The 25991-nt window shown below is 64.8% G+C and carries 20 protein-coding genes; 2 read left to right on the top strand and 18 right to left on the bottom strand.

Features of this window, described 5'->3' with window-relative positions:
* Nucleotides 1-42: 42 nt before the first annotated feature.
* The 3 genes from VIN30_RS03515 to VIN30_RS03525 form a co-directional block, all read right to left on the bottom strand.
* The gene (locus VIN30_RS03515; RefSeq protein ID WP_338209314.1) at nt 43-648 is read right to left on the bottom strand and encodes a 4Fe-4S dicluster domain-containing protein; all 606 of its coding nucleotides are present in this window, start codon (nt 646-648) and stop codon (nt 43-45) included.
* 13 nt (nt 649-661) lie between these two features.
* A complete protein-coding gene (locus tag VIN30_RS03520) occupies nt 662-3382 on the bottom strand; it encodes a molybdopterin-dependent oxidoreductase (RefSeq protein WP_338209316.1) in 2721 nt (906 codons plus the stop codon).
* A gap of 185 nt (nt 3383-3567) precedes the next feature.
* Nucleotides 3568-4341, bottom strand: coding sequence for a Crp/Fnr family transcriptional regulator (locus tag VIN30_RS03525; protein ID WP_338209318.1), 774 nt, complete (start codon nt 4339-4341; stop codon nt 3568-3570).
* Between the two features lie 142 nt (nt 4342-4483).
* Between VIN30_RS03525 and VIN30_RS03530 the strand changes: the two genes are divergently transcribed.
* The gene (locus tag VIN30_RS03530; RefSeq protein ID WP_326423771.1) at nt 4484-4618 is read left to right on the top strand and encodes a hypothetical protein; all 135 of its coding nucleotides are present in this window, start codon (nt 4484-4486) and stop codon (nt 4616-4618) included.
* A gap of 249 nt (nt 4619-4867) precedes the next feature.
* On the opposite strand, the gene smc is transcribed toward VIN30_RS03530, so the two are convergent.
* From smc to VIN30_RS03595, 13 genes are all read right to left on the bottom strand, one after another.
* Complete coding sequence (gene smc / locus VIN30_RS03535) at nt 4868-8440, bottom strand: chromosome segregation protein SMC (protein ID WP_338209321.1); 3573 nt, start codon at nt 8438-8440, stop codon at nt 4868-4870.
* A gap of 6 nt (nt 8441-8446) precedes the next feature.
* The gene (rnc, locus tag VIN30_RS03540) at nt 8447-9298 is read right to left on the bottom strand and encodes a ribonuclease III (RefSeq protein WP_326423773.1); all 852 of its coding nucleotides are present in this window, start codon (nt 9296-9298) and stop codon (nt 8447-8449) included.
* Nucleotides 9295-10338, bottom strand: coding sequence for a phosphate acyltransferase PlsX (gene plsX / locus VIN30_RS03545; protein WP_326423774.1), 1044 nt, complete (start codon nt 10336-10338; stop codon nt 9295-9297). Before plsX ends, rnc begins: the two co-directional genes overlap by 4 nt.
* A gap of 196 nt (nt 10339-10534) precedes the next feature.
* Entirely contained in the window at nt 10535-10714 is a 180-nt protein-coding gene (gene rpmF / locus VIN30_RS03550) for a 50S ribosomal protein L32 (protein WP_296010228.1), read from the bottom strand.
* A gap of 150 nt (nt 10715-10864) precedes the next feature.
* Entirely contained in the window at nt 10865-12232 is a 1368-nt protein-coding gene (locus VIN30_RS03555) for an NCS2 family permease (RefSeq protein ID WP_338209326.1), read from the bottom strand.
* Between the two features lie 42 nt (nt 12233-12274).
* On the bottom strand, nt 12275-13705 hold the full coding sequence (locus tag VIN30_RS03560; RefSeq protein ID WP_338209328.1) for a chloride channel protein: 1431 nt from the start codon (nt 13703-13705) through the stop codon (nt 12275-12277).
* A 140-nt stretch (nt 13706-13845) separates the two neighbouring features.
* The gene (locus VIN30_RS03565; protein ID WP_338209330.1) at nt 13846-14394 is read right to left on the bottom strand and encodes a YceD family protein; all 549 of its coding nucleotides are present in this window, start codon (nt 14392-14394) and stop codon (nt 13846-13848) included.
* A 75-nt stretch (nt 14395-14469) separates the two neighbouring features.
* On the bottom strand, nt 14470-14940 hold the full coding sequence (locus tag VIN30_RS03570; RefSeq protein WP_028027148.1) for an ATP synthase subunit B family protein: 471 nt from the start codon (nt 14938-14940) through the stop codon (nt 14470-14472).
* Nucleotides 14941-15192: 252 nt separating this feature from the next.
* Complete coding sequence (locus VIN30_RS03575; RefSeq protein ID WP_338209334.1) at nt 15193-16467, bottom strand: Fic family protein; 1275 nt, start codon at nt 16465-16467, stop codon at nt 15193-15195.
* Nucleotides 16468-16682: 215 nt separating this feature from the next.
* Nucleotides 16683-17408, bottom strand: coding sequence for a hypothetical protein (locus VIN30_RS03580; RefSeq protein ID WP_338209336.1), 726 nt, complete (start codon nt 17406-17408; stop codon nt 16683-16685).
* Nucleotides 17405-18079, bottom strand: coding sequence for a molecular chaperone TorD family protein (locus tag VIN30_RS03585; protein ID WP_338209338.1), 675 nt, complete (start codon nt 18077-18079; stop codon nt 17405-17407). The genes VIN30_RS03580 and VIN30_RS03585 overlap by 4 nt, the downstream gene beginning before the upstream one ends.
* 36 nt (nt 18080-18115) lie before the next feature.
* Nucleotides 18116-18775: a 4Fe-4S dicluster domain-containing protein gene (locus VIN30_RS03590; RefSeq protein ID WP_338209340.1), complete on the bottom strand. Its 660-nt coding sequence runs from the start codon at nt 18773-18775 to the stop codon at nt 18116-18118.
* A gap of 2 nt (nt 18776-18777) precedes the next feature.
* Nucleotides 18778-21318, bottom strand: a complete 2541-nt coding sequence (locus VIN30_RS03595; RefSeq protein WP_338209342.1) for a molybdopterin-containing oxidoreductase family protein — start codon at nt 21316-21318, stop codon at nt 18778-18780.
* A gap of 247 nt (nt 21319-21565) precedes the next feature.
* Here VIN30_RS03595 and VIN30_RS03600 point away from each other — a divergent pair, with 247 nt between their 5' ends.
* Complete coding sequence (locus tag VIN30_RS03600) at nt 21566-22897, top strand: Fic family protein (protein ID WP_338209344.1); 1332 nt, start codon at nt 21566-21568, stop codon at nt 22895-22897.
* Nucleotides 22898-22946: 49 nt separating this feature from the next.
* Here VIN30_RS03600 and rsmD read toward each other — a convergent pair whose 3' ends face one another.
* Both rsmD and VIN30_RS03610 read right to left on the bottom strand, forming a co-directional pair.
* Complete coding sequence (gene rsmD, locus VIN30_RS03605; protein WP_338209346.1) at nt 22947-23528, bottom strand: 16S rRNA (guanine(966)-N(2))-methyltransferase RsmD; 582 nt, start codon at nt 23526-23528, stop codon at nt 22947-22949.
* 172 nt (nt 23529-23700) lie between these two features.
* Nucleotides 23701-25821, bottom strand: a complete 2121-nt coding sequence (locus VIN30_RS03610; protein ID WP_338209348.1) for an ATP-dependent DNA helicase RecG — start codon at nt 25819-25821, stop codon at nt 23701-23703.
* Between the last annotated feature and the right edge of the window lie 170 nt (nt 25822-25991).

Consider the following 25991-nt stretch of genomic DNA (forward strand, 5'->3'; position numbering starts at 1 on the left):
CCGCCGCAAGGGAGGGATGGCTTGGTCGGCGGGCTCGGGCGCCTACTCGTTCACCTTGAACGGCAGGTACCACACCGAGGGGTTGGTGCCCTCCTCGGCCTTCAGCTGGTAGCCGCCGGCCGCCTCGGCCTGGGCCCTCAGCTCGTCCAGGTCGCCGAAGACGCGCGCGCCGGCCGGGCAGGCGGCCACACAGGCCTGCTGAGCGCCGCCGGCGTCCACGCGCTCGGCGCAGAAGGTGCACTTGTCCATGGTCATGGGCGGCATGGCCTCGTACATCACGGCCTCGTACTCGTTCAGCTCGGGGCCGAAGTAGCCGTCCTCCGAGGGCGCCAGGTGCCGCGCGTCGTAGGGGCACACGGTCTGGCAGCTGCCGCAGCCGATGCACTTCTCCTTGTCGATGGCGACGATGCCGTCCTCGCGCTTGTAGCCGGCGTCCTGGGGGCAGATCTCCACGCAGGGGGCCGTCTCGCAGTGCATGCACAGCATGGGCACGGCGGTCTTGCGCACGTTGGGGTAGCTTCCCTCGAACTCGCGCTCCACACGGCTCCGGCGCACGCCGGGGCGGGTGCCGTGGGCCTCCTTGCAGGCCACCGAGCAGGCGTGGCAGCCCACGCACTTCTTCAAGTCAATGAGCATTCCGTAGGTCATGGCTCATCCCCTCCTAAGCGATCTTCTCGACTTTGACGCGGATGTTCTGGTCGAAGGCCGCGCAAATGTGATCCAGACGATCCGGCGTCTGACCGGGCACGAGATGCACGATGGGCACGCCCTTGTCCTGGGCCAGCGGCATGTACTTCGACTTCGAGCCCCAATGGCCGCCGATTACCGACACGCACTCGCTGTGAACGCCCTCGGATGTAGCGAGAATGCCCTCGACCGAAGTGCCTTCGGGCACGGACAGGCGCACCTTGTCCCCGGTCGCCAACCCCTTAGCAGCCGCAGTGGCCGCATTCATCTCGATGGTATAACCGTAGGGGTTCTCCTCGTTGATCTCGTTGACATAGGGATTCTCCATCAGCCACGAGTCGGTGTTGATGGCGTCGGTATGGTAAACCGGCAGAATATCGTACTCAGGATCGGTCACCTCATAGCCGCAGCCGGGCTTCCAATCGGGCAGCGCCTGGTAGTCATCGGTTTCCCACGGGATGCCCAGCTCGGCCACCTTCGCCTCCACGCGCTCCTTCGCCTCCAGCATGAAGTCGAAGTACATGGGTACGCGACCGGCATCGCCGTTGGCCCACAGGTACACCTCGTCCACATCGCGCGGATGATCGTAGGCGCCATGCTCCTTCAGCCAGGCGAAGTCGTGCTCCTCGTCGATGTTTGACTTCAGAACCGAGTCGGCAAAGGCCTCCACGTCCAGCTTCTGGTCCATAGGTACCGAATACTCTTCCTTTACGCGGAACATCATGTTCAACGTCGCGATGAACTCGGCGTTCTTGCCCGCACGATTCGCCATTTCGCTGAACAGCTCCCAGCTGGAGGGCGCTCCGTCGCGTGGCTCCACGACCTTCTGCCACACCGGCACCGTCCACGGGTTGTCCATGCCGCCGATGACGCGATGGTTGTTTGCCGCATGGGGCAACGGCTCGGTGCGCTCCAGATAGCAGCATTCGGGCAGGATGACATCATAGAAGTAGGACGACTCGTTCAAGAACATATCGATGCCGATAACATAGCTGTAGCCCTTGAAGATCTCGGCCTGTTCGTCGTAGTTGCCCCACCATTTGATGGGATTGCAGGCGTAGCAGAAGGCCACCTCCGCCGCCTGGGTGTGGTACATCTCCGGATAGGCCTGGGCCACATGCTCGAAGTGGTTGTCCTCGCCGAGGGGCTGCAGCTCCATCATGCCCATGGTGGTGGGAGTGTAGTCGCCCTCGTAGACCTTCTTGTAGTAGGAGTTCGGGAAGGCCAAAAGCAGCTGGTGGTTGTCGATGAGGCCCTCGGGCTCCCATACGGCGGGGCGCCAGGACATGTTCGGGTTGTCGTCGGTCCAGCCGTTGCAGGCTGGGTCGAAGCCGCAGAAGCCGCCCACGGAGTTGGTGGAGCCGATGAGGTTATTCAGCGTAAACACGGCCCAGCAAGCATGGAATGCATGCTTGTGGCGCGTGATGCCGGAGAAACCGTCGACTGCAGCAGGACGATAGGGAAGCGTAACGCCATCGATGTCGATGGTCTCACCGATGCAAGCGGCCTTGCCCAGCTCTCGGGCAATCTGGCGAATAGTATCCGCCGGCACCGTGGTGATCTCCTCCTGGTACTCGGGCGTGTATTTCGCAATATGCTCCTTGTACAGAGTGAATCCGGTCTTGCACTGCTTGCCGTTCACCTCGAAGGATCCCTCCAGCTGGGGATCGGCGCACACATCGTACGTCTTCGGAGTTCCATCAGCATCCATGTACAGCGACTTGCCCGCCGTCTCGTCGAAAATAATGCGGCCCGTGGACACATCCACCAGCGAGGGAGCGTTCGTGCGCGTCTTCAAGAACTCGACGTCGATCAGACCCTCTTCCACCAGCACATTCGCGATGGCAAGGGCTGCTGCGGCATCGGTGCCGGGGCGAATGGGCACCCACAGATCAGCCTTCTCGCCGGCGGCGCCCATATGCGGGTCGAACACCACGTGGCGCAAACCTTCTGCGCGACGGGCGGCAAAAGGCTCCGCCGTCATATTGAAGCCATGACGCGTGGCCGTACCAGCATTGGTACCGAACTGAATGACGTAGTTGCAGTACTTGTAGTCGGGACGCGCGTTACCCGTACCAGTCAACAGATATTCCAGCTGGTGAACGCCAGCGCCGCAGATGTCGGAGCAGCTGCCCTCGGCATTGCCGTAGATGACGCCGAGCGCGGTATGACGCACGAGCGAACCAATCTGGCTGGCCACCATGGACATGCCGGTCACTGCATGCGGACCGCTGCGCTCGATGGCCTCCTTCATATGGGTATCCACCAAATCGTAGGCCTCATCCCAGGAAATCTCCTCCCAGCCCGGGTCCTCATCGAAACCCTTCTTGGGATTAGTACGCTTCATGGGCTTGGTAATACGGTTGGGATCGTAGAGCATCATAATGCCCGCAGCACCCTTGCCGCAGATGTGGCCGCGACCGATAGAGCTGTCCGGATTACCCGTCAACTCAACCACAACACCGTCGATAACGTGAGCCTTGATGGAACAGTTGTTGAAGCACATGTTGCACGTAGTGGGGATCCACTCCCCCTCGTTAGGATCATAGGCCACCTTCTCGGGCGACGTATTCGCCAGATTGGTGTCCCCTCCCTTCGTTTCGGCCGCGCAGCCTGCCAGGCCCAAGCCTGCAGCTACTGCGCCGGCACCGGCCACGAACCCGCGACGAGTAATGCCCTTGTCGCCATTGCTCATGGTATACCCCCTTCTCTCTTCGGGCCCCCGCCCCATGCGGGAACCCCGCAACGAGTTGCCGAAAGGCGCTGGAAGCGCACCCTCGACGCGTGCAGTATCCCATGGTCGAGAAAGGAAAAATGTAAGCAAACTGACAAAGAATCAGTAAATGAATGTGTCAACGATCACAATGTTTGGGACATTCATCATTGGAGTACACTCAAATCGTTATCATAAAAGGGCAGATTGGCCTCAATCATGTCGCCGAAGGTCTGCCGCAGTGTCGGCAGCACGCGAATGCGGCGATATCCCAGATCGATAAGCCCTTCCTGAGCAAGCCTCTTCAGCTCTCTACTTGCTGTGGCGCGTTCAATGCACGCTAGAAATGCAACGTCGTCGTGAGCAATGGGCAACTCTCCGCCGAAGCCCGGCTGCCGAGACAGCTCCCCTTCCACTCGCAGCAGCACCGACACCACTTTATCGCGCACCCGACGGTGAGCGAAGGTCAGCGTCTGACTGTAAATCGACGTCGTGTGGTTAAGCCCGATCCGAGCAATAAGCAACTGCGCCTGCGGCGTGCCGAGGGCGTCGATGCGCTCTTTGGCGAATCCACCGTCAAAGGAGCACAACTGCCCAGCAACAAGACCCGAGAAGAAATAGAAATCGGAGGCCACATAGGGAATGTATATATCAGGAATGCCCCCGACAAAGCCCATCCCGAAAATCGAATGGGGAATCTCCCCATCGCGACTGGCGTACACCCGGCTCAGGAGCAGCCCGCTCCGGACAACGCACACCCGATGACGGGTGTTCAAATCGGTCCATATCATCTCGCCGTAGCCGACATCAGAGATAACGGGAAGAAGAGGCTTCCCGTCGTTCAATGCCACCCCGCACATAAATGCGAGTGGACAGCCTGGGCGCATGGGACAGTGCTCCACCTCGAGGCGCAACCTGCTGTTATGGTCGCTGACTTTCATGATGACCCCCCCTTCATCTGTCAGACGCGGCCATTATACTCTCGGGGCGGTCTTCGGGAAAAAGGGGCATACTCCCCTCACCAACTATGCAGAAAGGGGCACCCATGATTGCGACCACGGCCCCGTCGGTCAACCAAGGGGCGTGATTCTGCACGAGATCGCGAGTTATGAGCGTCTGAGCCGCGGCGCGCAGACTGCCGATTGCGGGACCTTAAAAGAAACGCCTGTTCAGAGCATCGCAAGCGCCGAGCATTTCTCGCGGATCGAGCCGGAGTAGATGACGAGACGCTCATAACTCGCGATCTCGTGCAAAAACCGACCCCCTCGTCGACCGAAGCCGGGAGTCCTTACCCAACCGCCGCCGTGGGGCAATCCAGGACACCGCGGACATCGCCGCATTCCCAAAAGGGCCATACGCGCCCCAACAGGCCGGGCGGGCGCCGGCTTGCACGGCCCCAACGCATAGCGGCCCGAGACACCCCGGGCCGCCTTCGCAAAATCAGGGGCCGCTTCCGCGGCACGAAGCCTATTCCGCCAGCTTCAGGGCCTGGTCCAGCTTCTGGCTGATCACCTTGGTGACGCCGTCGCCCTGCATGGACACGCCGAACAGCACGTCGGCCATCTCCATGGTGCGGCGCTGGTGGGTGATCATGATCAGCTGCGTTTCCTCGCGCAGGCTGTTGATATAGGCGGCCAGACGGCGCAGATTCGTGTCGTCGAGGGCCGCCTCCACCTCGTCCAGGATGTAGAACGGGGTGGAACGGGTGCGGTACACAGCGAACAGCAACGCCAGCGCCGTCAGCGACTTCTCGCCACCCGACAGAAGCATCATCTTCGCGATGCGCTTGCCTTTGGGCTGGGCGTTCACCTCCACGCCGGTGTTCTCCAAGTCGTCGGGGTCCACCAGCGACAGGTTCGCCTTGCCGCCCGGGAACAGCGTGGCGAATATCTCCTGGAAGTTCGCGTCCACCGTCTCGTAGGTGCGGATGAAATCGTCCTTCATGCGGGCGTCGATGACCCGGTTGATCTTCGCGAGGGCCTTGCGGGCGGAATCCAGATCCTCCAGCTGGCCGGCCAGATAGTCGTAGCGCACCTTCAGCTCGTCGTACTCCTCGGCGGCATCGGGATTGATGGTGCCGAGGTTCGCGATGCGGCGGTTGATGCGGAACAGCTCGTCTTCCACCTCGGCGCGGTTCTCCAGCGGGGGCAGGGCCAGGGCCGTTTCCAGCGGCGTCTTGCAATCCTGGGCGATATGGGCCACGGCGGCCTCCACCTGCAGCTCCAGGCGTCCCTTCTGCACGCGAGCCTCGCTCAAGCGCTCGCTCACCCCATCGAAGGCGGCATGGGCCACGCTCGCCTTCTGACGGGCCTCGGTCACCGAGGCGTGCAGGCCCGTGGAGGCATCCTGGGCGGCCGTGGCCCGCTCCTCCAGAGTGCGCGTCCAGGCGCTCGCCGAGGCCACCAGCTCGTCGAAGATGGCCAGCAGGGGCTCCAGGCGCGCGGCCGACACCGTCTTCGCACGCAGCGAGGCGACGCTCTCGGTCTCGGCGGCGGCCAGCGATTCAAGGTCGCGGGCGCGGGCGTCGCGCACGCGCTCGGCATAGGTGACGCGCTCCACCAGGGTGGCGGCCGCCAGCTTCGCCTCGGCCAGGGCGTCGGAGGTGCGGTGCGCCTCGCGGCGCAGCGGGGCCAGATCTTGCTGAACGGCCTCCTGCCGCTGCTTAGCCTGGGCGATCTTCTCGTCCAGCTCGGCAATCTGGGCCTCGAAGGATTCCACGTTGGGCCGTGCCTGGGAGATGACGGCTTCGGCCTCGGCGCGCTGACGCTCCACGCCCTCCAGCTCGCGACGGCACGACGTGAGCTTCTCGGCGGCAGCATCGGCAGCGGCACGGGCCGCCTCGGCCCGCCCCTTGCACGCCGCCAGCGACTGGGACAGCTCCAAGCTGGTGGCCTGGGCGTGACGCAGGGCCTCCTCCGCCAGGCGGTGGGCCTCCTCGGCCTTCTTTACGGCCCGCACGGCAGCATCCAGCTGGCCGCGCAGAGCCTCCAGGCGGCGGTGGCGCGCCAAAGCGCCCGTGCCCTCGTCCACCACAGAGCCTCCCACCGACACCTTGCCCGACGACCACACCACCGACCCGTCGGGCGTCACGAAGCGCAGGGCGCGCGTATCGGCGCCGTGGGCGGCCAGGGCATCGTCCAGCGTGGGGCACACCACCACATCCCCCAGCAGAGCCTCCACTGCGGCGGCATCGGCCGGCGCGAAGGACAGCTGGCCCAGCAGCGGCTCGCCCTGAACCCCGGCGGGCGCCTGCCACGAGCGCGCGCGGGCGCCGCCGCGCTCGGCGGTGTCGTCGCGCAGCAGGAAGGCCACCTCGCCCTCGGCGCCGGCCTGGGCCAGCTGGGCTGCCACGGCCTCCACCACGGCGGCGTCTTCCACCAGAAGCGTGGCCACATCGGCGCCCAGCAGCGTTTCAACCAGCGCCTCGAAGCCGGTCTTGGCCTGGATGACGTGGGACAGGGGCTCGCCGATACCGGACAGCTCGTCGGCATGCTCCACCAGCCACGCCCGGGCCTCGCCGTTGGCGGCGGCGCTCGTGCGCTCCACTTCTTCCAGCGTGGATATCTCCACGGTCAAGGCGCGGTGGGTGTCGCGGGCCTCGTCGAGCGCGGCCTGGGCCGCATCGCGCGACTGCAGCGCGCAGCCCACGGCCTGGCGGGCCGCCGACTCGTCGGCGGCCAAGGCCGCGAGGGCGCCCTCGGCCTCGGTGGCCGCACCGGCAGCCTCCTCGGCCTCGGCCTGGGCACGGGACAACTCCAGCGACAGCTCGGCGGCGTGGCTCTCGATCACCTGCACGTGGGCCAGCCCGTGGGTGAGCGCCTCGGTGTTCTCGGCGTGCTTGCGCCGCGCCACCTCAATGGAGCCCTGCATTTTCTCCACGTCCTTCCCCAAGGCGGAAAGCTCGCGCTCCAGGGTACCGCGCTTCGCGCCCAGATCGCGGTAGACGCAATCCAGGTCGGACACCTTCTTCTCGGCCTCGGCACGCTCGCCGGCGGCCTCTTGGAACAGGGTGCTGGCCCGCTCCAGCTCGGCTGCGGCCTCGGCGGCCTTCACACGATTGGCCTCCAGGGAAAGCTCCAGCTCGCCCGCGCGGGCCAGAGCCCCGCGGCGCCGTTCGCGCAGCATCATGGACGTGGAGTCGAAGCGCTCCACCGCCGCCGCGGCCGCCCGGTGGCGCCGCGACAGGTCGCCGGCGTCCACCGTCTCCTGGCGGATGCGCTCCTGCAGCGCCTCCACCTCGGCCTCGGCCGCAGCAATGGCACCGCGGCGCCCCTCCAGCTGCGCGGCCAGCTCGGCCTCGCGTTGCTGGGAGGCGTCCCACTCGCCCTGCAGGTGCCTCAGATCGTCCACGGCAATGCGCAGGCTCATATCGGCCTGCTGCACCGCCAGCTCCTGGTAGGTGCGGGCCTTTTTCGCCTTGCGTTCCAAGGGCCCCAGCTGGCGCGCCACCTCGCCCACCACATCGCGGGCGCGCAGCAGGTGCGCGTCCATGTTCGCCAGCTTGCGCTCGCTTTTTGCCTTGCGCTGCTTGTGCTTCAGCACGCCGGCGGCCTCCTCAATGAGCGCGCGGCGGTCCTCCGGCTTGCTCTGCAGAATGGAGTCGAGCGAGCCCTGGGAGATGATGGAGTGGGTGCCGGTGCCCAGGCCCGAGTCGTGCAGAATATCCAGCACGTCCATGCGCCGGGCCACGGTACCGTTGATGAGGTACTCGCTCTCGCCGTTACGGTACATGCGGCGGGTGATGGCCACCTCGTTGAAATCCACCGGCAGCGTGCCGTCGGAGTTGTCCAGCACCAGGTCCACCTCGGCCAGGCCCGTGGCCTTGCGGGCCGACGAACCGGCGAAAATGACGTCCTCCATGGCCTGGCCGCGCAGGTTCTTGGCATTGCGCTCGCCCAGCACCCACAGCACCGCATCGGAGATGTTCGATTTACCCGACCCGTTGGGTCCCACGATGGCCGTGATGCCCGGTTCCATGGACATCACGCTGCGGTCGGCGAAGGATTTGAAGCCCTTCAGGACAAGAGATTTCAGGTACATGGGCGCCTAGTCCTGCTTCCTCTTGGCGGCATCGCGCTCGCTCTTCTTGCGGGCGCGCTCCTCGGCCCGGGCCGCCTTGGTAGCGGCCTTTTCCTCGGCACGCGCCGCCTTCTCGGCGGCCTTCTCGGCCACCTGCTCGTCGGAAAGCCCGATGCCGAAGAACTCCGACAGGCGCGCCAGGGTGGACTTCGCCGCCTGGCTCTCGGCCTCCTTCTTCGTGCGGCCCACGCCCTGGGCAAGACCCTTGTCGCCGGCGTACACCTGGGCCACGAAGGTGCGGTCGTGGGGCGGCCCCTGGGTTTCCACCAGCTTGTAGGTGGGGGTGATGCCGCCCTCCTGCAGCTTCTCCTGCAGGGCGCTCTTGGGATTCTCGGGCTCGCGGGCCAGATCCAGCGACATCTTCGGAATGAGGGTGCGGTCCACGAAGGCGCCGGCCACGTCCACGCCGCCGTCCAAATACAGCGCGGCCACCACGGCCTCGTACACGTTCTCGAGCGCCGAGTGCAGGCCGCGCCGGCCGGTGCCTGTCTCCGACGAGCCGAACACGATCACATCGGCGAAACCCAGCTTGTCGGCCACCTCCGACAAGCTGGCGCCCGACACCAGGGCTACCTTGATGCGCGTGAGGCCGCCCTCGTCCAAATCGGGGAAGCGGTGGAAGGCCTCGTTGGCCACCAGCGCCCCCAGAATGGAGTCGCCCAGAAACTCCAGACGCTCGTAGGAGAACTTCACCGCGCGCCCTTCGGTGGCCGAGGGATGGGTGATGGCGGACAGCAGGTACTGGACGTCCTTGAAGGTGTAGCCCAGAATCTCCTGGGCGCGGGCCAGCTTCGATTCCTGCTCGGGGGTCATGTTCATCGGGCATCCGAGGCCGCGGCCTCCCCTTCCCCGCCGGGCGTTGCGGAACCGGCGCGGGCCACCGTGTCGGCGATGACGCCGGCCACGTTCGCGCGCACGGTGGTGGCCGCCACCGCGATGCCGTTGGCCACGGCTGTGGCATTCGACGACCCGTGACCCACGATCACGGCGCCCTTCACGCCCAGAAGCGGCGTGCCGCCGTAGGTTTCCGGCGAGAGCTTCCCCTTCAGACGCGACAGGTCGCCCTTCACCAGCAGCGCCCCCAGCTTCGAGGGCAGCGAGGCCATAAGCGCGTCCTTCACATACTTGAACAGGGTCTTGGCGGTGCCCTCGATGGTCTTCAGGCACACGTTGCCGGTGAAGCCGTCGCACACCACCACGTCGAAGTCGCCGGCCATGAGGTTGCCGCCCTCGCAATTGCCCGCGAACTGGGGCACCGAGGCCGCCAGCAGCTGATGGGCCTTCTGGGCGAACTCGTCGCCCTTGGTGTCTTCCGAGCCGATGTTCAGAAGGCCCACCCGCGGCGCGGAAACACCCATGATGGACTCCATGTACACCACGCCCATCTGGGCGAACTGCACCAGATACTCGGGCTTGCAATCGGCGTTGGCCCCCACGTCGATCAGCAGGCAGGGGCGCGCATAGGCCGGCAGCACCTGACCCAGGGCCGGGCGCTTCACACCCTTCACGCGACCCACCACCAGGGTGGCCGCGGCCAGGCAGGCACCGGTGGAGCCGGCAGAGAAGAAGCCCTGGGCCTGGCCTTCCTTCACCAAGCGGCAGCCCACCACAATAGACGAGTCCTTCTTGGCGCGCACGGCGGCGGCCGGATGCTCGCCCATGGCGATCACCTCGGTGGCCGCGACGGCGCGCGTGCGGTCGTGGGCGGCCGCGAAGGGCTCCACCACGTCGGCCGGCCCCACCAGCGCCAGATGGAGCGCGGAATCGGCCCGAAGCGCCTGAAGGGCACCGTCGAGCACCACGTCGGGCCCGAGATCGCCCCCCATGACATCGACGGCGATAGTTACTGGTTCAACCACGAAACATACTCCTTGAGAAAACGGACGGTGCGTCCCCGACCCTACCCGCGCGCAGCGTGGGCACGATCGGAGGCGCGGCATCATATAGCCAAAAAGCCCCCTGGCAAACCAGGCTGTACCAGCTTGGCATGCGAGGAGGCTTTGCCGACATCACGGAAGGCAACCTGAACCTTCCGTGACCGTCAACAGCACAGGACTACTCCGTCTCGATGACCTCGCGGTCGCGATAGTAGCCGCAGTTACCGCACACGCGGTGGGGAAGCTTCACTTCGCCGCACTGCGGGCACACGGAACGGGCGGGCATGGGGATCTTGTCGTTGGTGCTGCGACGGGCATGGGTGCGGGCACGGCCCATCTTGCGCTTAGGTACTGCCATCTCGTTACTCCTTCTAGAGTTGGCCGACGGGGATGTCGAGCAACAATTTCTTGTGTAAACGCACGATCTGATATGCTACCAAAGGCCGCCGACCCTCGCAAGGGGCAATTCCCCCGAATCCGCCAGCGGCCACGGCAAATCCAAATTCCGCTATACCACCAGAGTTACAATGCGCAGCAGGAACAGGGCGGCGGCCACCCACATCACCCAATGCACGTCCTTGGCGCGGCCCTGGGCGATGCGCACGATGACGAAGGCCAGGATGCCGAACATGATGCCGTTGGCGATGGAGTAGGTGAACGGCATCATGATGATGGCCAGAAAGCCGCCCACGGCGCCGGCGGCATCCACCGAGAAGTCCATCTTCGTCACCGACGACATCATCAGAAGGCCCACCCACACGAGAGCCGGCATGGTGGCGAAGCTGGGAATAGCCAGGAAGATGGGCGAGAACACCAGCGCCACGATGAACAGCAGGCCGGTGACCAGCGCCGTCAGACCCGTGCGGCCGCCCGCGGCCACGCCCGCGCTGCTCTCCACGTAGCTCGTGGTGGTGGAAGTGCCCACGCAGGCGCCCACCACGGTGCCCACGGCGTCGGCCATCAGGGCCTCCTTGGCCCGGGGCAGACGCCCCTGCTTGTCGAGCAGGCCGCCCTTGCTGGCCACGCCGATCAGCGTGCCGGCGGTGTCGAACAGGTCGACGAACAGGAAGGCGAACACGATCACCGCGAAATCCACCAAGTGGCTCAGGGCGAAGTCGAAGTTGAAGGCGAACAGATAGGGCGCCTGCAGGTTGATGCCCTCGGCGAAGGTGGGAATGAGCGACGCGGCGCCGGCGGCCGCATCCACCTGGTACCACCCGAGCAGCTCGGCGCCGATACCCAGAATCCACGTGCCCAGGATGCCCCACAGAATGTAGCCGGGAACCTTGTAGTGGTACATAATGGCCACGCCGATAAGCCCGATCACCGACAGCGCCACCTGGGGCGTGGCGAACGAGCCCAGATCGATCAAGGTGGAGGGGTTGCCCACCACCACGCCGGCGTTCTCCAGGCCCACCAGCGCGATGAACAGGCCGATGCCCACGGCAATGCCCGTCTTCAGGTTCTGGGGCACGTCGTTTACCAGCGCCTCGCGGAACTTGCACAGGGTGAGCAGGATGAAGATGACGCCCTCCACCAGCACGGCCGTGAGCGCGATGGTCCACGGGTCCTGGATGCCCTGCTCGGCCATGGGCACGCACACCGAGTAGGCGAAGTAGGCGTTCAGGCCCATGCCGCTGGCCAGGGCAATGGGATAGTTCGCGTAGAAGGCCATGAACAGGGTGCCGAAGGCCGCGGCGATGGCCGTAGCGGTGAACACCGCACCGGGCTCCATGCCCGAGGCCGACAGAATAGACGGGTTCACGGCGAGGATGTACACCATGGACAGGAAGGTAATGGTGCCGGCCATGACCTCCGTCTTGGCCGTGGTGCCGTGCTCCCTCAACTTGAACGTGCGCTCTAAGAATTGTTCCATGAAGCCTCCTTGTCGGCGATGCCAGATGGCGTCATTGTACCCTTACTTCACCGCATCATCCCCATGGGTTTCCAATTCTTCCTCCACTTCGGCCGCCTTCGTGCGCACGAGGCGCGTCGCGTCGTCCACCAGCCGCGCCGACCGACGGCTCCCCGCAGCCTCGGACGCCGCGTTGCGCCCCTCGCCCTGCGCGGCAGGGCGACCCGCCGAGCGATGCCGTTGCCGACGGCGCCCCAGTGCGTCGCGCATCATCGAGGTGGCGCCCAGGGCGTAGTAGCCCTCGCCGCGACGCACCAGGTAGGCCGTCGCCACCGCCAGGGCGAATAAGGGCGCGCCCTCCCATCCGAATATCTCGCAGCCCATCAGGAAGGCCGCCAAAGGGCAGCGGCTCATGGCGCAGAAGAAAGCCACCAGCCCCAGGGCGGCCGACACGCCCGCATCGCCCCCGGTCATCGTCGTGCAGCTGACGCCCAGCAACGCACCCACGGTGAACGTGGGCATGATCTCGCCGCCGCGCAGCCAGAATCCCAGGCACAGCAGGGTCAGCAGGGCCTTGACGGCGAAGTCCCACGCCCCGGCCCGACCGGCCAACGCCTCGGCCAGCTGCACCGCCCCGGTGCCCTCGAAGGCCTGCCACCCGGCACCCAGCACGAGCGCGACGAACAGCGCGCTGCCCGCGACCGCCCACAAACAGTAGTTCCGCCGAATGTGCTCGGTGGCCCGCTGCACGTGGTCGATGGCAGACCCGAACAGGCCGCCGGCCACACCGGCTACCGCGCCCACCAGCACGCAGGCGCCCGCCACGCGCCACGTGACGGCGGGCAGGGCCACCTTCGGGATCACATCCCCCACGCCCGTGAGCGAGGCACCGGCCCAGGCCACCGCGCAGCCCAGCAGCAACGTGGGCAGATGGCGCACCACCTCGCGGCGGTAGCCCGTCAGCTCCATCACGAAGGCGGCCGACCCCAAGGGGGCGAAGAACAAAGCCGAGAAGGCCGCCGCCATACCCGCCGAGGCCGCGTAGGCGCTCATGCCCGTCCGATCCTTTCCGCAGGCGGCGTCCGACCGGTACACCGACCGCAGGTGGAAGGGGCGCGCCACCAACTGGCCCAGCGAGGCACCCATGTGCAGGGCGCCGGCCTCCTTCCCCACCGACGCGCCTCCCAAGATGGAAAGGGCCGTGCCGACCAGGATATCGGGGGCCAGCCAAGGCGAGATGACCTCGTCCTCGCGGATGCGCCGGGCCACCGAGCGCGTCGTGGTGTTCAGCGGAACACCGTGGCGCCGGTACAGGGCGAGGCTCGCCAACGCGAACAGGGGAAGCCCCATCAGCAGCGCGGGGAAGCGCCCCAGCAGACCGAACGCGCCGTTCACCACCAGGCACAGCACCACCGAGGCTGCCGCCCCCACCGCGCCTACCGCGAGGGCGAAGGCGCCGTGGCACAGCACCTGGCGTCCGTCGATCACGCCCACCTGACACACCCCCTGCCCGACGTTCCCTGCTCGCCTGCCGTCTATCCTCTCCACTGTAGAGCAGCGCAGCTTCGCACAGCAAAAAAGTCGGCGAAGCGTTTCCGCCGCGCCGACCTTCGTTACCCGGTCGTTGCTCGCGCTCAGTTGTCGAAGGTGAGGCCCTTCAGCGCCGCGAACGGACCGTCGTCTCCCGGTTCGTCGCCGCCGCACCCGCAGGGGCCCTCGTTCAGGTTCGCGCCGCAATGGGGGCACAGGCCCTGGCAGTCGTCGTCGCACAAAGGCACCAGCGGAAGCTCAAGCAGCAGCGCCTGCTCGATCAAGGGCACCAGATCGATACGGCGGTTCTCGGGCAGATAGTCGAACTCGTCGCCCTCCATATCGTCGGGAGCGGCGGCATCGTTCCCATCGATGATGAAATAGCCCTCGATGTCGCCCTCCAGGTCGTAGGACACCTCGTCGAGGCAGCGGGCGCACTGGGTTGCCGCCGTGGCCGTGGCACGGCCCATCACCAGCAGCGCACCGCCGGTGTTGGTCACGTCCACCGACCACGCCACCGGCGCGGCGAACCGGTAGGCATCGGCGCCGGCGGCCAGCTCGTCCAAAGCGGCCGCTCCCTCGAAGTGACGGGTCTCGGCGGTTTCAAGCAGTTCCTCGGGAACGATGATGACCGCAGAATCGCAGGTTGCCATAGGGCATCTTCCTCCTCAAACGAAAAAGGCGCTCCCCTTCAGGTGAGCGCCTCCGGTTTCTCTGTTTCGCGCCGCCTAGCGCACGTTGATGGACGTGGCGTTCAGGCGGTCGCGGCAGCGGCGCGTGTTGTTCAGCAGCGTGTCCAGGCTCTGCTCGATGTGCCCGAACACCTCGTCGGCGTAGTCCTCGGCGCCGGCGCGGGTCTGGCGCTCCAGCTCGCGGGCGTCGGCCAAGATGGTGTCGGCCTGCTGCTGGGAGATGCGCACGATCTCCTGCTCGCTGGCGATGGTGATGGCCTGGCTGCGCGCGTCCTCGATCATGCGGTTGGCCTCAACCTCGGCGTCGTCCAGCAGGCTCTGGCGCTCGCGCACGATCTGGCGGGCCTGGGAGAACTCGGCCGGGAACAGGTCGCGGATCTCGTCCATGATGTCGAACGCGGCGGCGATGTCCACCTGGCGCAGGTTGCTCTTGCCGAAGACGGGCTTCGAGTCCTCGAGAAGAATCGAGAGCTCTTCGAGCAGCCCCAACACTCCGGTTTCGTCCATTGCTGTTCCTTCCTGACTATCGCACCGCGCGGCCCGGCGGCGCTTCCGGCCGCGGGCATCAGCACGCAATCCATCCATGATGAGTTTTTTCATTCTATCATGATGGAGAAGCTATGTAATACAACGGTTATCCCGTGCACAAACGCTCCATGAGGATACTCCCAGAGCCCGACGCGCTCCAGGATGGCGATGGCGATGTCGCCGAAGCGACGGCGCAAAGACACTGCGAGGTCTGCGGCAACGGCTACCGCGCTAACACTTCCTTGATGCCCTTTGGGGCACTGGTCTTTTCGGCTTCTCCACTGCGGTATCTCCCGATATCGTGGCCAGCGAGGGCTCATAGGCATTGAAGGCCTCCACCACATCGCCAGCCACGAAGATGCCGCTCTTGCGGTTTTTTGCGTTCTGTTTCAGAATCCCAGCTTCAACAAGCTCGGCCACAGCGGTCCGCGCCGCCGGATAGCTCCTCCCCGTGAGCTCCTGGGCGGTCTTGATGCTGATGACCGGCGTTCCCAAAAGAATGTCGAGCAGCCGTGCTCCCGCCGACCCTTCGCGGAAGGAGACCCGCTCGCGCCATCCTTCCTTAACAGCGCGCAGCGTGCCCTCGAACTGCGAGGCGCGCGAACACGCCTCGCAGGTAATATGGGCGAAGTATTCGACCCAGCCGTTCATCGCCGCTCGCCTATCGGTCTCGCCTTCCCCCTTGAAACGGAAGGCAGAAAGATTCGCGATGTACCTCTCGCGGTCCGTTGCCAGCAAAAGCGATATCGGAGGTACCGTGACGCGCGTCGTGCCTCCCTTTTTCAGAATGAGATGCACAAGCGCCCGACCAGCGCGGCCGTTGCCGTCTGCAAAAGGATGGATGGTTTCCAGCTGGGCATGAGCTATGGCCGCAATGGCAATGGGCGGAAGCTCGCTGCAATTGACGAAAGCGACGAGATCCTCCAAAAGACCGAGCACAGCTTCAGGCTCGGGAGGCACATATACGGCCCCGACGGGATTGATGCGATTCCCCCCGATCCAGTTCTGCTCGGCGCGAACAGCGCCACCTCGCCCCTCGAGCTTTGTTCCAATCAACAGAATGCGGTTGAGTTCGCATATCTCTTCGACCGTAAGCGGTTCGCCGGCGTTCGCGCGCCCAAGGCCGTCAACGAGCGTATGGAGATTGCCGAGTATCTGGGCCTCTGTGCCGTCGAGACGGTGCCCGACGCCAAGGCGATCGAGCTCCTCGTATTCCAAAAGCCTGCCAGCGGGCATTTCCAGTCCCTCGATGCGCGACGAGGAGACGGCCTCCGCGCGCAGCATCATACGTGCGAGCGGCTCGGTATCGATGCGGGAACCAGATGACTCGAGCTTCCCCAGTGCCTCTTGGGCATCGGCAACCGCCCTCGCACAGGAAGGCTCGAGCAAGAGCTCGTAATCGGCGAGCGTGTCGGGAAGATAGGGGTGGTAGGCACCGCCCATTCGCTCAGCCTTGTTCATACCCCCGCCATCGGGCTGCCAAAAGCGATCGAGGTAGACTCCCATACGCGCAACCTTTCTTTTCCCCGGTAGAAAAGAAAGGTTATTGTAATAAGCTTTCTTTTTCAAGACCCTGCGAAAGAGAAGCGCCCAACCTTCTCGGCGCTGGAAGCGCAGCGGGACACCTTACCCGGTAACCCGTCCCGCTGTGCAGGTCGTCGTGCTACGCCGAACGCTCCAGGATGTCGATGGCGGTGTCGCCAAAGAGAACGGCGACGGAATTAGGCTGCGACCGAATCAAACTCCTCCCCTGTGGTGTCGAAAACAGCCGAGGGCGCCGGCGTCCGGTCGATGATTGCGCGGCGCACGCGCAGAACGAGGTACAAGGCGAACACAGCGGTGTAGCAGCTCAAGTTGACCTCGGCCGCGACCGAGCCGGCCGCGGCCGAGGGAAGAAGCACCATGAGCAGGTGCACATAGGTGGCGCCCCAAAACCCATAGGACAAGCGCTGAACGCTCTTCCAGCGCGCCGCCGTCATGCGCTTTTTGACAGCCTTCACGGACGTGATTCCCAAAACCACCGTGAAAACCGTGAGGACGAGGCCGAGAGCCACCATGGCGACAACGTTGACGCGCAAGCTCGCGATGGACGTAAGACGGGGCAGGTACATGGCGAGGTACAACGCCAAATGCCCGACGACCATCAGGCACCCCGCGATGGACCATGCGCCGCGCACCGGCTGCAGGCGCCGTCGCAGCGCCGAGTCCTCGCCCAAGGCGCCTATGAGCATGACCGCATAGAAAATCGACAGCGGTAGATAGCAGTGACGAACGAGCATGATGAGGGCGCGGCCCACACCAGCGGGCATGTCCCCCAGGAGAGCCAACCAAGAGGCCGCCGCCACCCCGAGACTTACCACATAAAGCACAGCGGGGCATTTGCCCACGAGGCGGGCCGTGGCCCAAACAACCAAGCAGGTCGCAAGCAGTACCAGGAGGAAGGTCATAGATTTCCCTTTCGGTCGATCTCCAGATATGCGCGGGCCATGAGACCCTGAAAGCTCTCCGGTGCCTCCTGCACCGTCCGCTCCATGAAGCGGTTCACCCACATATCGAGATGGGCCCCCTTGAACTCGCCGGCGAGCTGCTCCCATTCGCGCGCCATGGCCTCCTCGCCCTGCGACGCGGAGACGAGGGCGTTCTCCCATATGGTGCCCATGAGACCGAACTCGCACTCGATGGAGTCCACGGGGCGGCTGTGACGATCCTCGGGCAGCGCCCTGGCCCGTCGCATAAAGTGCTCGACGCTCAAGGCTGCCCGGGTTACCACAAGCGTCGGCATGCCGCTCTCGTGGGATTCGGCGAAGGCGAACGCGCTTTCATAGGGATACACTCGGCGCAGCCGACCCGGCTCCAGATAGAGCTGCGAATAGGAGCGGCGCAGGATGACGAGCAGCTCCGAAGGCTCCTTGCGGGCAAAGGCCTCCGGACGATTCGCTCCCTCGAGAACAGCCGGACACTCAAGCTCGGCGCCAATAGCCTCCAGGTCGCCGAAAAGAGCTCCGGTAGAAACGGCCCGTGCCAGCGGCTCCTCGGGAAAGGAGAAGGCCACACCGAATAACTCGTAGAAGTCGGCCAGTGTCGACCAGCGTGCGATCTCGTTCAACTCCTGCTTCATGGCGGCGTCGCCCTCCCCGCTTCCTCTAGCTGTAACTTACTTCAAGTAATAGACCTTGGGCTCGGTGCCCGCCGCCTCGTTGAGCCGGTAGTACTCGCGCCCCTCCAGGGCACGGCTCGCATCGGATTCGGGATCGTCCAAATCGCCCCAGAAGCGGCAACGTCCGGGACACAACTCCATACAGGCCGGCGTCTCGCCGCGGTCGATGAGGTTCGCGCAGAACGTGCACTTCTCCACGGTGTTCACGGCATGGGCGGGCGCGTCCAACTCGCCCACTGCGAAGTCGATGTAGTAGGAAGGCTCGCTCTCGATGTAGGTCCGCACATCGTAGGGGCAGGCCTCGATGCAGGACTGGCAACCGATGCATTGCTCGGTATCAACATTGACAATGCCGTCCTCGCGCTGGTAGGTAGCACCCGTGGGGCATACCTCCACACACGACGCGTTATCGCAGTGCTGGCAGCCTTTGGGCATCCAACCCAGCTTGAGATCGGGGTACTCCCCGTAGGGGGTGTCGTTCACCGCGGCCCCCTTGATGACGGCCGTGCCCGGATTCTCGGGGTCGTCGTCGGTTTTCGTGTAGACGACGTTGTAGGCCATGCCGATCGGCAGATTGTTCGCAATCTTGCAAGCGGCAGCGCAGGCCTGGCAGCCGAAGCAGCCCTTCAGGTCAACGACCATTCCGTAACGTGTCATGGTTATGCCTCCACTTTCTTGAAGTCCACCGCGCAATCCTGGAAGCAGTGGTTCTCGTTTACCGCGTTGTACTCCTGGGATGCCAGGCTCGACCACTCGCCGGCAATGAACTCGAAGTTCTCGAAGCCGCGGGGCGCGACGATAATGCCCTCGCTCAGACCGGGATCGATGGTCACCGGCAGCGTCACGCTGCCGCGATCGTTGAACACCTCGACGAGATCGCCCTCGGCCACGCCGTGGGACGCCGCGTCGTCGGGACGAATGCGCACCAGGGGTCCGGGCTCGTAATCCTCGTTGTACTTGCTCGTCCAGAACTGCTGGTGCAGACGGGTGCGCAAGCGCTCGTGCATCATCTGGTAGGGATACTTCTCGCGGCACGGATCGGCCGGATTCGCCTCGCCGGGCTCCTTCCAGAAGACGATGGAGCGATCGGTGGTGTACTCGGGAACCGACTCGTCCCACGTCATACCGGGAACCGCGCACACCCCGTTCCAGTCCGTGTTATCAGGCTGGGGCACTTCCTCCTGATACACGCGGAAGACGACGTCGTCGCGGATGCCCAGCTCGCCGTCACCCTCGGTGTTCCAGAAGTTGCCGATGTGGTTCTCCTTGAAGAAGTCCCAGGTAAGGCCCATCTCGCGGAAGGCATCGGTATCGAGCCACAGCTCGATGAAGCCGTTGTTGTCCATATCGAAATACTGGTAGTACTCGTCGCCCAAAGCCTTGGTGATCTTGCGGTAGATCTCGAAGTCGGGAATGGACTCGTAGAGCGGCTCGACGATCTGGGACTGATAGGTAAGGTGGCCGTGAGTGGCGTAGGAACCGTACAACTCGTCGATCTCGAACCAGTGGCTGACCGGCAGGAGGATGTCGGCGTACTTCGCCGTGTCCGTCATCTCCATGTCCGCCACGACCACAAAGTCGAACTTCTTGAGCCAACGGTCGATGCTGTCGTAACCGCAACTGCCCGACACCACATTCGCGTTGGTGATGTAGACGGACTTCAGGTTCAGCGGCGTCGTGCCGTACATGCCCGTGTCCAGAATCTCCTCCACCTGGTTGAACGGGATCTCGCCGGGCGAGGGGGCGATGGGCGTGCCCGCATTGAAGCCGGGCATCATGACTTCCATGAGGTTGCAGGCCACCGGCAAGCTCACGCCCTGCCCTATACTGGCACCAGGCTTGGCCACATTGCCGGTGATAAGGCCGAGCAGCGTCATGCCGGCGAAGTTGTAGTGACCGTTCTTGTAATGATTGCAGCCCTGCATGGTGTAGGTGTACACCGGCCCCTCCTGGGCGTAGACGCGGGCGAGCTCGGTGATCTGCTCCACCGAAAGGCCCGTGATGGCCGCCGCCTTCTCAGGCGTGTAGTCCTTCAGGCGCTCCAGCATGTCGTCGTAGGTGGAGACAACCTTGATCCCGTTGATCTCGGTGATGCCGGACAGCTGCGGCGTTGCCGTCGTTCCGAAGGCAACAGCCTGGCCGGAGGTTTCATCCCATACGGCCAGCGGATCGTCGACCACCTCGGCACCGGTGGCCTCGTCCACCGTCACCGTCGGCTCCACGCCCAGATCGCTCATGCGCAAAAGCTTGCCGTCCTCCTTGATATAGCACGGCAACTCCGAATGGGCCAGGATGAACTCCTTGTCCTCCCAACCGTTCTCGAGGATCGCGTTGATGCAGCCGAAGGCGAGGGCACCGTCAGTAGCGGACCGTACCGGCAGCCACACGTCGGCCTTGCAGGCGTTGGTGTTGAAGTTCGGGTCGATGGCAATGACTTTTGTGCCGTTGAGTTGCGCCTCGTTGATGAAATGGACGATCTGCGGCGAGTTAATATACGGATTGCCCGCCCACAGCACGATGGTCTTCGCGTTCAGCATGTCGGCAGGTTCGTTGGGCAGGTTGAAGCCGCCGGTGCTGGAGGTGGTGATCCAGCCCACGCGGCTGTAAGCATGGTCGACGTCCAGGGGCAGAAGCGTCATGCCCATGACGTTCATGAAACGCTGGCCTGCGCTGCCGATGCAGATGGCACTGCTGGTGATGCCGTTCTGGCCGCCGCCCTGCAGAAGGCAGAGCGATTCGTTGCCGAACTCGTCGATGTAGCCCTTCCACTTGGTGGCGATCTCGTCGATAGCCTCTTCCCAGCTGATGCGCTCGAACTCGCCCACACCGCGCTCGGCACCCTCCACGCGACGCATGGGGTACTGAAGGCGGTTGGCACTGTACATACGGGCCGGCTGCTGCAAGCCGCGCAGGCACAGGCGGTTGTAGCGCTCGTCGGGCAGGGGCTGCAGCGAGGTGCGCACCACCTTGCCGTCGCGCACATGCACCTTAAGCGGGCAGCCGCCGGCGCACTCGCCGCGACACACCCCTATGAACGTCTCGGTTTCGGCTCCGGCCTGAGCCAGCTCCTGCTCCGCCTCCTCGCTCGTCTGGGGACTGCAGGCGCAGACCATGCCGACGGCCCCCGCCGCCAGAACGGCCGAGGCGCCCTTGACAAAGCTCCTTCGGGTGAAGGGGGCGACCACGCTCTCCTGTTCCATCATTGCTCTCCTCTCCTTCATATCGATAACGCATTCCTGCACCGACGATTATCTGGAGGGGAGTTTTTCATGTCAATTTTGTTAATATTGATACCAATTCTTACTATTGTTCCTTCTAAAACTATTTTTTCTAGAAATTTGCTATCATTTTCGATTGATAGGCCTACACAAGTGCACTATCTTGAGGTACTTGTCATCGAATCTGGTCTCGATTTGCGAGCAATCTACGCCGAGGGAAGGTGACCCCGTGGACTCAACGCCCATTATTTCTCTCGTATCCGATGTCAATTTCGGCAAAATCATGCGCCGCGCCACCCGCAACGGACTGCTGTGGGACGATTTTCTCTCGATGCCCCTGCCGGCGGGGATGAGCGCCCTCGAAACCTGGAAGACGGTGGCAGCCCTGCGCCGTTTCAGCGCATTCCGGGTTCCCTACGAGGAAGTGGACGGCTACGGCATCTGGTACGCCCCGACGGCGTTCCTCTCCCATGCCGCCGCCGTCGTTGACAATCAGTGTCGCGAGGCCTCTCCCCTCTCACAGCTTCTGATGAGCACTCAGGGAAACTACTACCGCACGCGCTTCCAAGTCAACGAGACCATCAACTGCGCCCAGCGCGACGGCCTCGCCCTCGGTCCGAAAACAGCCCTCGACGCCCTTGAGCGCGAAATCGGCTCCAAGAAGCCCGATATGCGGCTTCTGCGCAACATATTCACCATGATGGAATCCCTTGGCGCCTACCGAGACACGCCGTTCTCGGTGGAGCTCATCGAATCCCTCGGACATCGCATTTGCCAGGGAGTCAATTTCGATGCCATCCCCCGATCTCGGGAGGACCCTTCGAATCCTTCGGATGCTCCCGCATCGGAAGCACACCTCACTCCCTTCGAGCGAACCCAGCTGAACGCCCTGTGCGACTACGCCAACGGGCAAACGGGAGACCCCTTCGAGCATGCGCTCTTCAAGGCTCTCATCTTCCGCACTGGGGTGTGCACGTACTGCCCCCACCGCAAGCTCGCCTACATCATCTCGCAGCTGTGCTTCAACCTCTTTTCCATCAAAGCCGGACTACCCCTGTTGTCGCTGCTTCCCTTTACAGAAACCGTCCTGGAATGGGAGAGTGAAACGAACACCCGCGGCAACCATGAGGCTGAGTTTGCCAGCAGCAATCTGGGCAGTGTGGCCGCGAACACCATCGACGATGAGGAGAAGCTCGTAGATTTCTCCCCGCTCCTCACGGTGGCCACCTGGGCCATCCTCCAGTCGCTTCGCAAGCTCGAGGCCCTTGTGGCCGAGCGCGAACAGAGCGCCCAGGAGACCGTGAAGCGGCTGCGGGGAGGCGAAGGGCTCAACCGTCGCCAGCTCACCGTCCTGGAGAACCTGTGCCGCAGCCGCCCATCGTCCTACACCATTCGCCAGCACCAGATCAGCCAGAAGGTGGCCTACGCCACGGCCCGCGCCGATCTGCTCGATCTGGTGGAGAAAGGTTTTCTGTGCCAGGAAAAGCAGTCGAAGGGCTTCGTGTTCCTGCCGACCGATGCCTTGAGAACATCAGAAGAAGGCCACCCATCGCAGGGATAGGCGGTATCGACGCAGCGATCGCGCCCGTCCCGCTGCGCAGGCCGTCGCGCTACGCCGAACGCTCCAGGATGTCGATGGCGGTGTCGCCGAAGCGGCGGTGGGAGGCGATGGACCAGCCGGCCCCAGCGGCGAGCACCCTCACGGCCGCGTCGTCGGCCCCGTCATGCTCGTAGCTCACGATGGCGTCGACAGCGAGCGCGCCCGCATCGCTGAGCCGGGCAAGCAGCGCGAACACCTCAGCAGCCGCAAGGGCGTAGGGCGGGTCCAAGAACACCAGGTCGAAGGGTTTGCCGGAAGCGGGCATCGGCGGCCGCCTCAGCACGTCGCCGCGCACCAGCCGCGCCTCGTCGCGACCTAGACCGAGCGCGCGCACGTTCCGCTCGATAACCGATGCCGCCTCGCGATCGCGCTCGCAGAGCACCGCCGACACGGCCCCGCGCGAGAGCGCCTCCAGCGAGAGCGCCCCCGAGCCCGCGAAGGCGTCCAGCACCACGGCGCCGTCAAAGCCGCCCCGCGCCGAGTGGATGACGCTCATGAGCGACTCCCGCACCCGATCGGTCGTGGGTCGCGTTCCCTGCCCGCGCGGCGCCTCGAGCCGCCGCCCCCGGTACTCTCCCGCGATAATGCGCATACCCGCGCTCCTTTCGTTCTCGTCTCAACTATGGCAGGGCGCAGAGGAGGCGCGGGGCGCTCCAACCGAGCGAGTTCCGCAGCGAACGGAACAGTCCAGTGGACTGTTCCGCCGAGCGAGGACTGTCCGAGCGAATTGGAGTGCCCCGCGCCTCCGACAGGCAGCTGAGCCCCTACCCTCCTACCGTTTCCCCGGCGAAGGCGAGCCGCACTTCCCGGGCCATGGCGCGATGGTCGGGTTCCTCCAGACAGGGGTCCACGTCCAACAGCGCAGCGGCATCGGCGTGGGCCGCCTCGATGACGGCGCCGTCGCGCATGATGTTCACCAGCTTCAGCCCGCTCGCACCATGCTGGCGGTTGCCCAGAATATCGCCCTCGCGACGCAGCGACAGGTCGTAGGCCGCCAGCTCGAAGCCGTCGTCGGTGGTTTCCATGGCCGCCAGACGCGCCAGCGACTCGTCGCGGGTGGAGGCCGACACGAGGAACACCTCGGCGGCCTTCGTGCCGCGGCCCACGCGTCCGCGCAGCTGATGCAGCTGGGCCAGGCCGAAGCGATCGGCGTCCTGCACGATCATCACCGTGGCGTTGGGCACGTCCACGCCCACCTCGATGACCGTGGTGGCCACCAGCACCTGCACCTCGCCGTCGCGGAAGCGCTCCATCACCGCGCGCTTGGCATCGGCGCCCATGCCGCCATGCATCAGCTCCACCGTGTAGTCGGCGAAGGTGGTGGCCTGCAGCATGGCCGCCTCCTTTGTGGCCGCCGTCACATCGTCGTCGAAGTCGCCCTCGCCCTCGATGGCCACCACGGGATGGTACTCCTCCCCCGCCGCATCGGCGTCGGACGCCTTGCCAGCCGCCTTCTCGTCGCGCTCGGCCGTGCTCTTCCCTACCAGGGGACACACCACGTACACCTGCTCGCCGCGAGCAAGGGCAGCCCGGGCCGCGTCGAAGGCCTCGCCCTGCAGCTCCTTCGGCAGCACCCGGGTGCTACGCGACACTGCATCGTGGGGGCGGTGTTTCAGATACGACAGCGTCAGGTTGCCGTACAGGGCCAGAGCCAGGGTGCGGGGAATGGGAGTGGCCGTAAGATACAGGGCATCGGGTGCCTCGCCCTTAGCCAGCAGCCGCGCCCGCTGATCCACGCCGAAACGCTGCTGCTCGTCGATTACCGCCAGGGTGAGGCGCGCCGGCTGCACGTCGTCGGAAAGCAGGGCGTGGGTGCCGATGAGCACGTCCACCTCGCCGGCCGCGAAACGCCCGGTGATGGAGGCGCGCTCGGCGGCAGGCGTTGACCCGGTCAGCAGCTCGCAGGAAACGCCGGCGGCCGCGAGCAGACTGCCCAGCCCCTCGGCGTGCTGGCGCGCCAGCACCTCGGTGGGCGCCAGCAGCAGCGCCTGGCCCCCGGTATCAGCCGCCGCAGCCAGGGCGAAGCCGGCCACCACGGTCTTACCGGTGCCCACATCGCCCAGCAGCATGTGGTTCATGGCCGAAGAAGCGGCCATGGCCGCCAGAATCTCGTCGCGGGCGCGTTCCTGCTCTCCGGTGAGCGCAAAGGGAAGCCCCGTCGCGAAGGCGCCGACGCGCCGGCCGTCCACCACGTGCGCCGTCGGCGTGGCCCCGCGAGCGCGCTCGGCCCCCTCTTGCATCAGAAACAGTTCCAGATATAACAGCTCCTCGTACACCAGACGCCGCCGCGCCTCGGCAGCCTCGTCCATGGTGCGCGGAAAGTGGATGGCGTGCAGTGCGGCGTTGCGGCTCATCAGGCGGTAGCGCAGGCGCAGCCCCAAAGGCAGCGGATCGAAGGCACCATCGGCCTCTTCCAAACCGTTGGCCACGATACGCCGCACCCAGGCGGCCGAAAGCTTCTCGGTAGCTGGATGCACCGGCACCACCGCGCCGGCCATGGAGGGACCGTCCTGCTCCCCCACCACCTCGATAAAGGGATTGGTCATGCGCTTGTAGCCGTAGTCGAACGTGACCTTGCCGGATACGGCCACCTCATCGCCGGCCTTCACCTGGTCCATCAGCCACGGCTGGCGAAATGCCGTCACCATGAGAATGCCCGTGCCGTCCACCAGGGCGATCTCCACCAGCTTCAGGTTGTAGCGGGGCTTCTTCAGCTTGATCTCGTGAACGGTGCCTCGAATGGTGCACGTCTCGCCGATGCGCGCCGAGGCGCAGGTCTCCACCTGAGACAAATCGAGATAGGACCGGGGGAAATGCGTCAGCAGATCGCGCAGCGTGCGCACGCCCAGCTTCTCCAGCGCTTTGGCGCGGGCGGGGCTGACCAAACGGACCCGTGAGACGGGCCCGTCCAACGCCAACGTGGCTTTTTCCCGATCAATGGGCAACGGCTCTCCCCTACTTCAGCAATGATAACGTCGAGCGCGGGACGGACGGCGTGCCCACCAAGCGAGTTCCGCAGCGAACGCAAATGTCCAGTGGACATTTGCGCCGAGCG

It is taken from the genome of Adlercreutzia wanghongyangiae (genome assembly GCF_035989245.1).
Lineage (GTDB): Bacteria > Actinomycetota > Coriobacteriia > Coriobacteriales > Eggerthellaceae > Adlercreutzia > Adlercreutzia wanghongyangiae.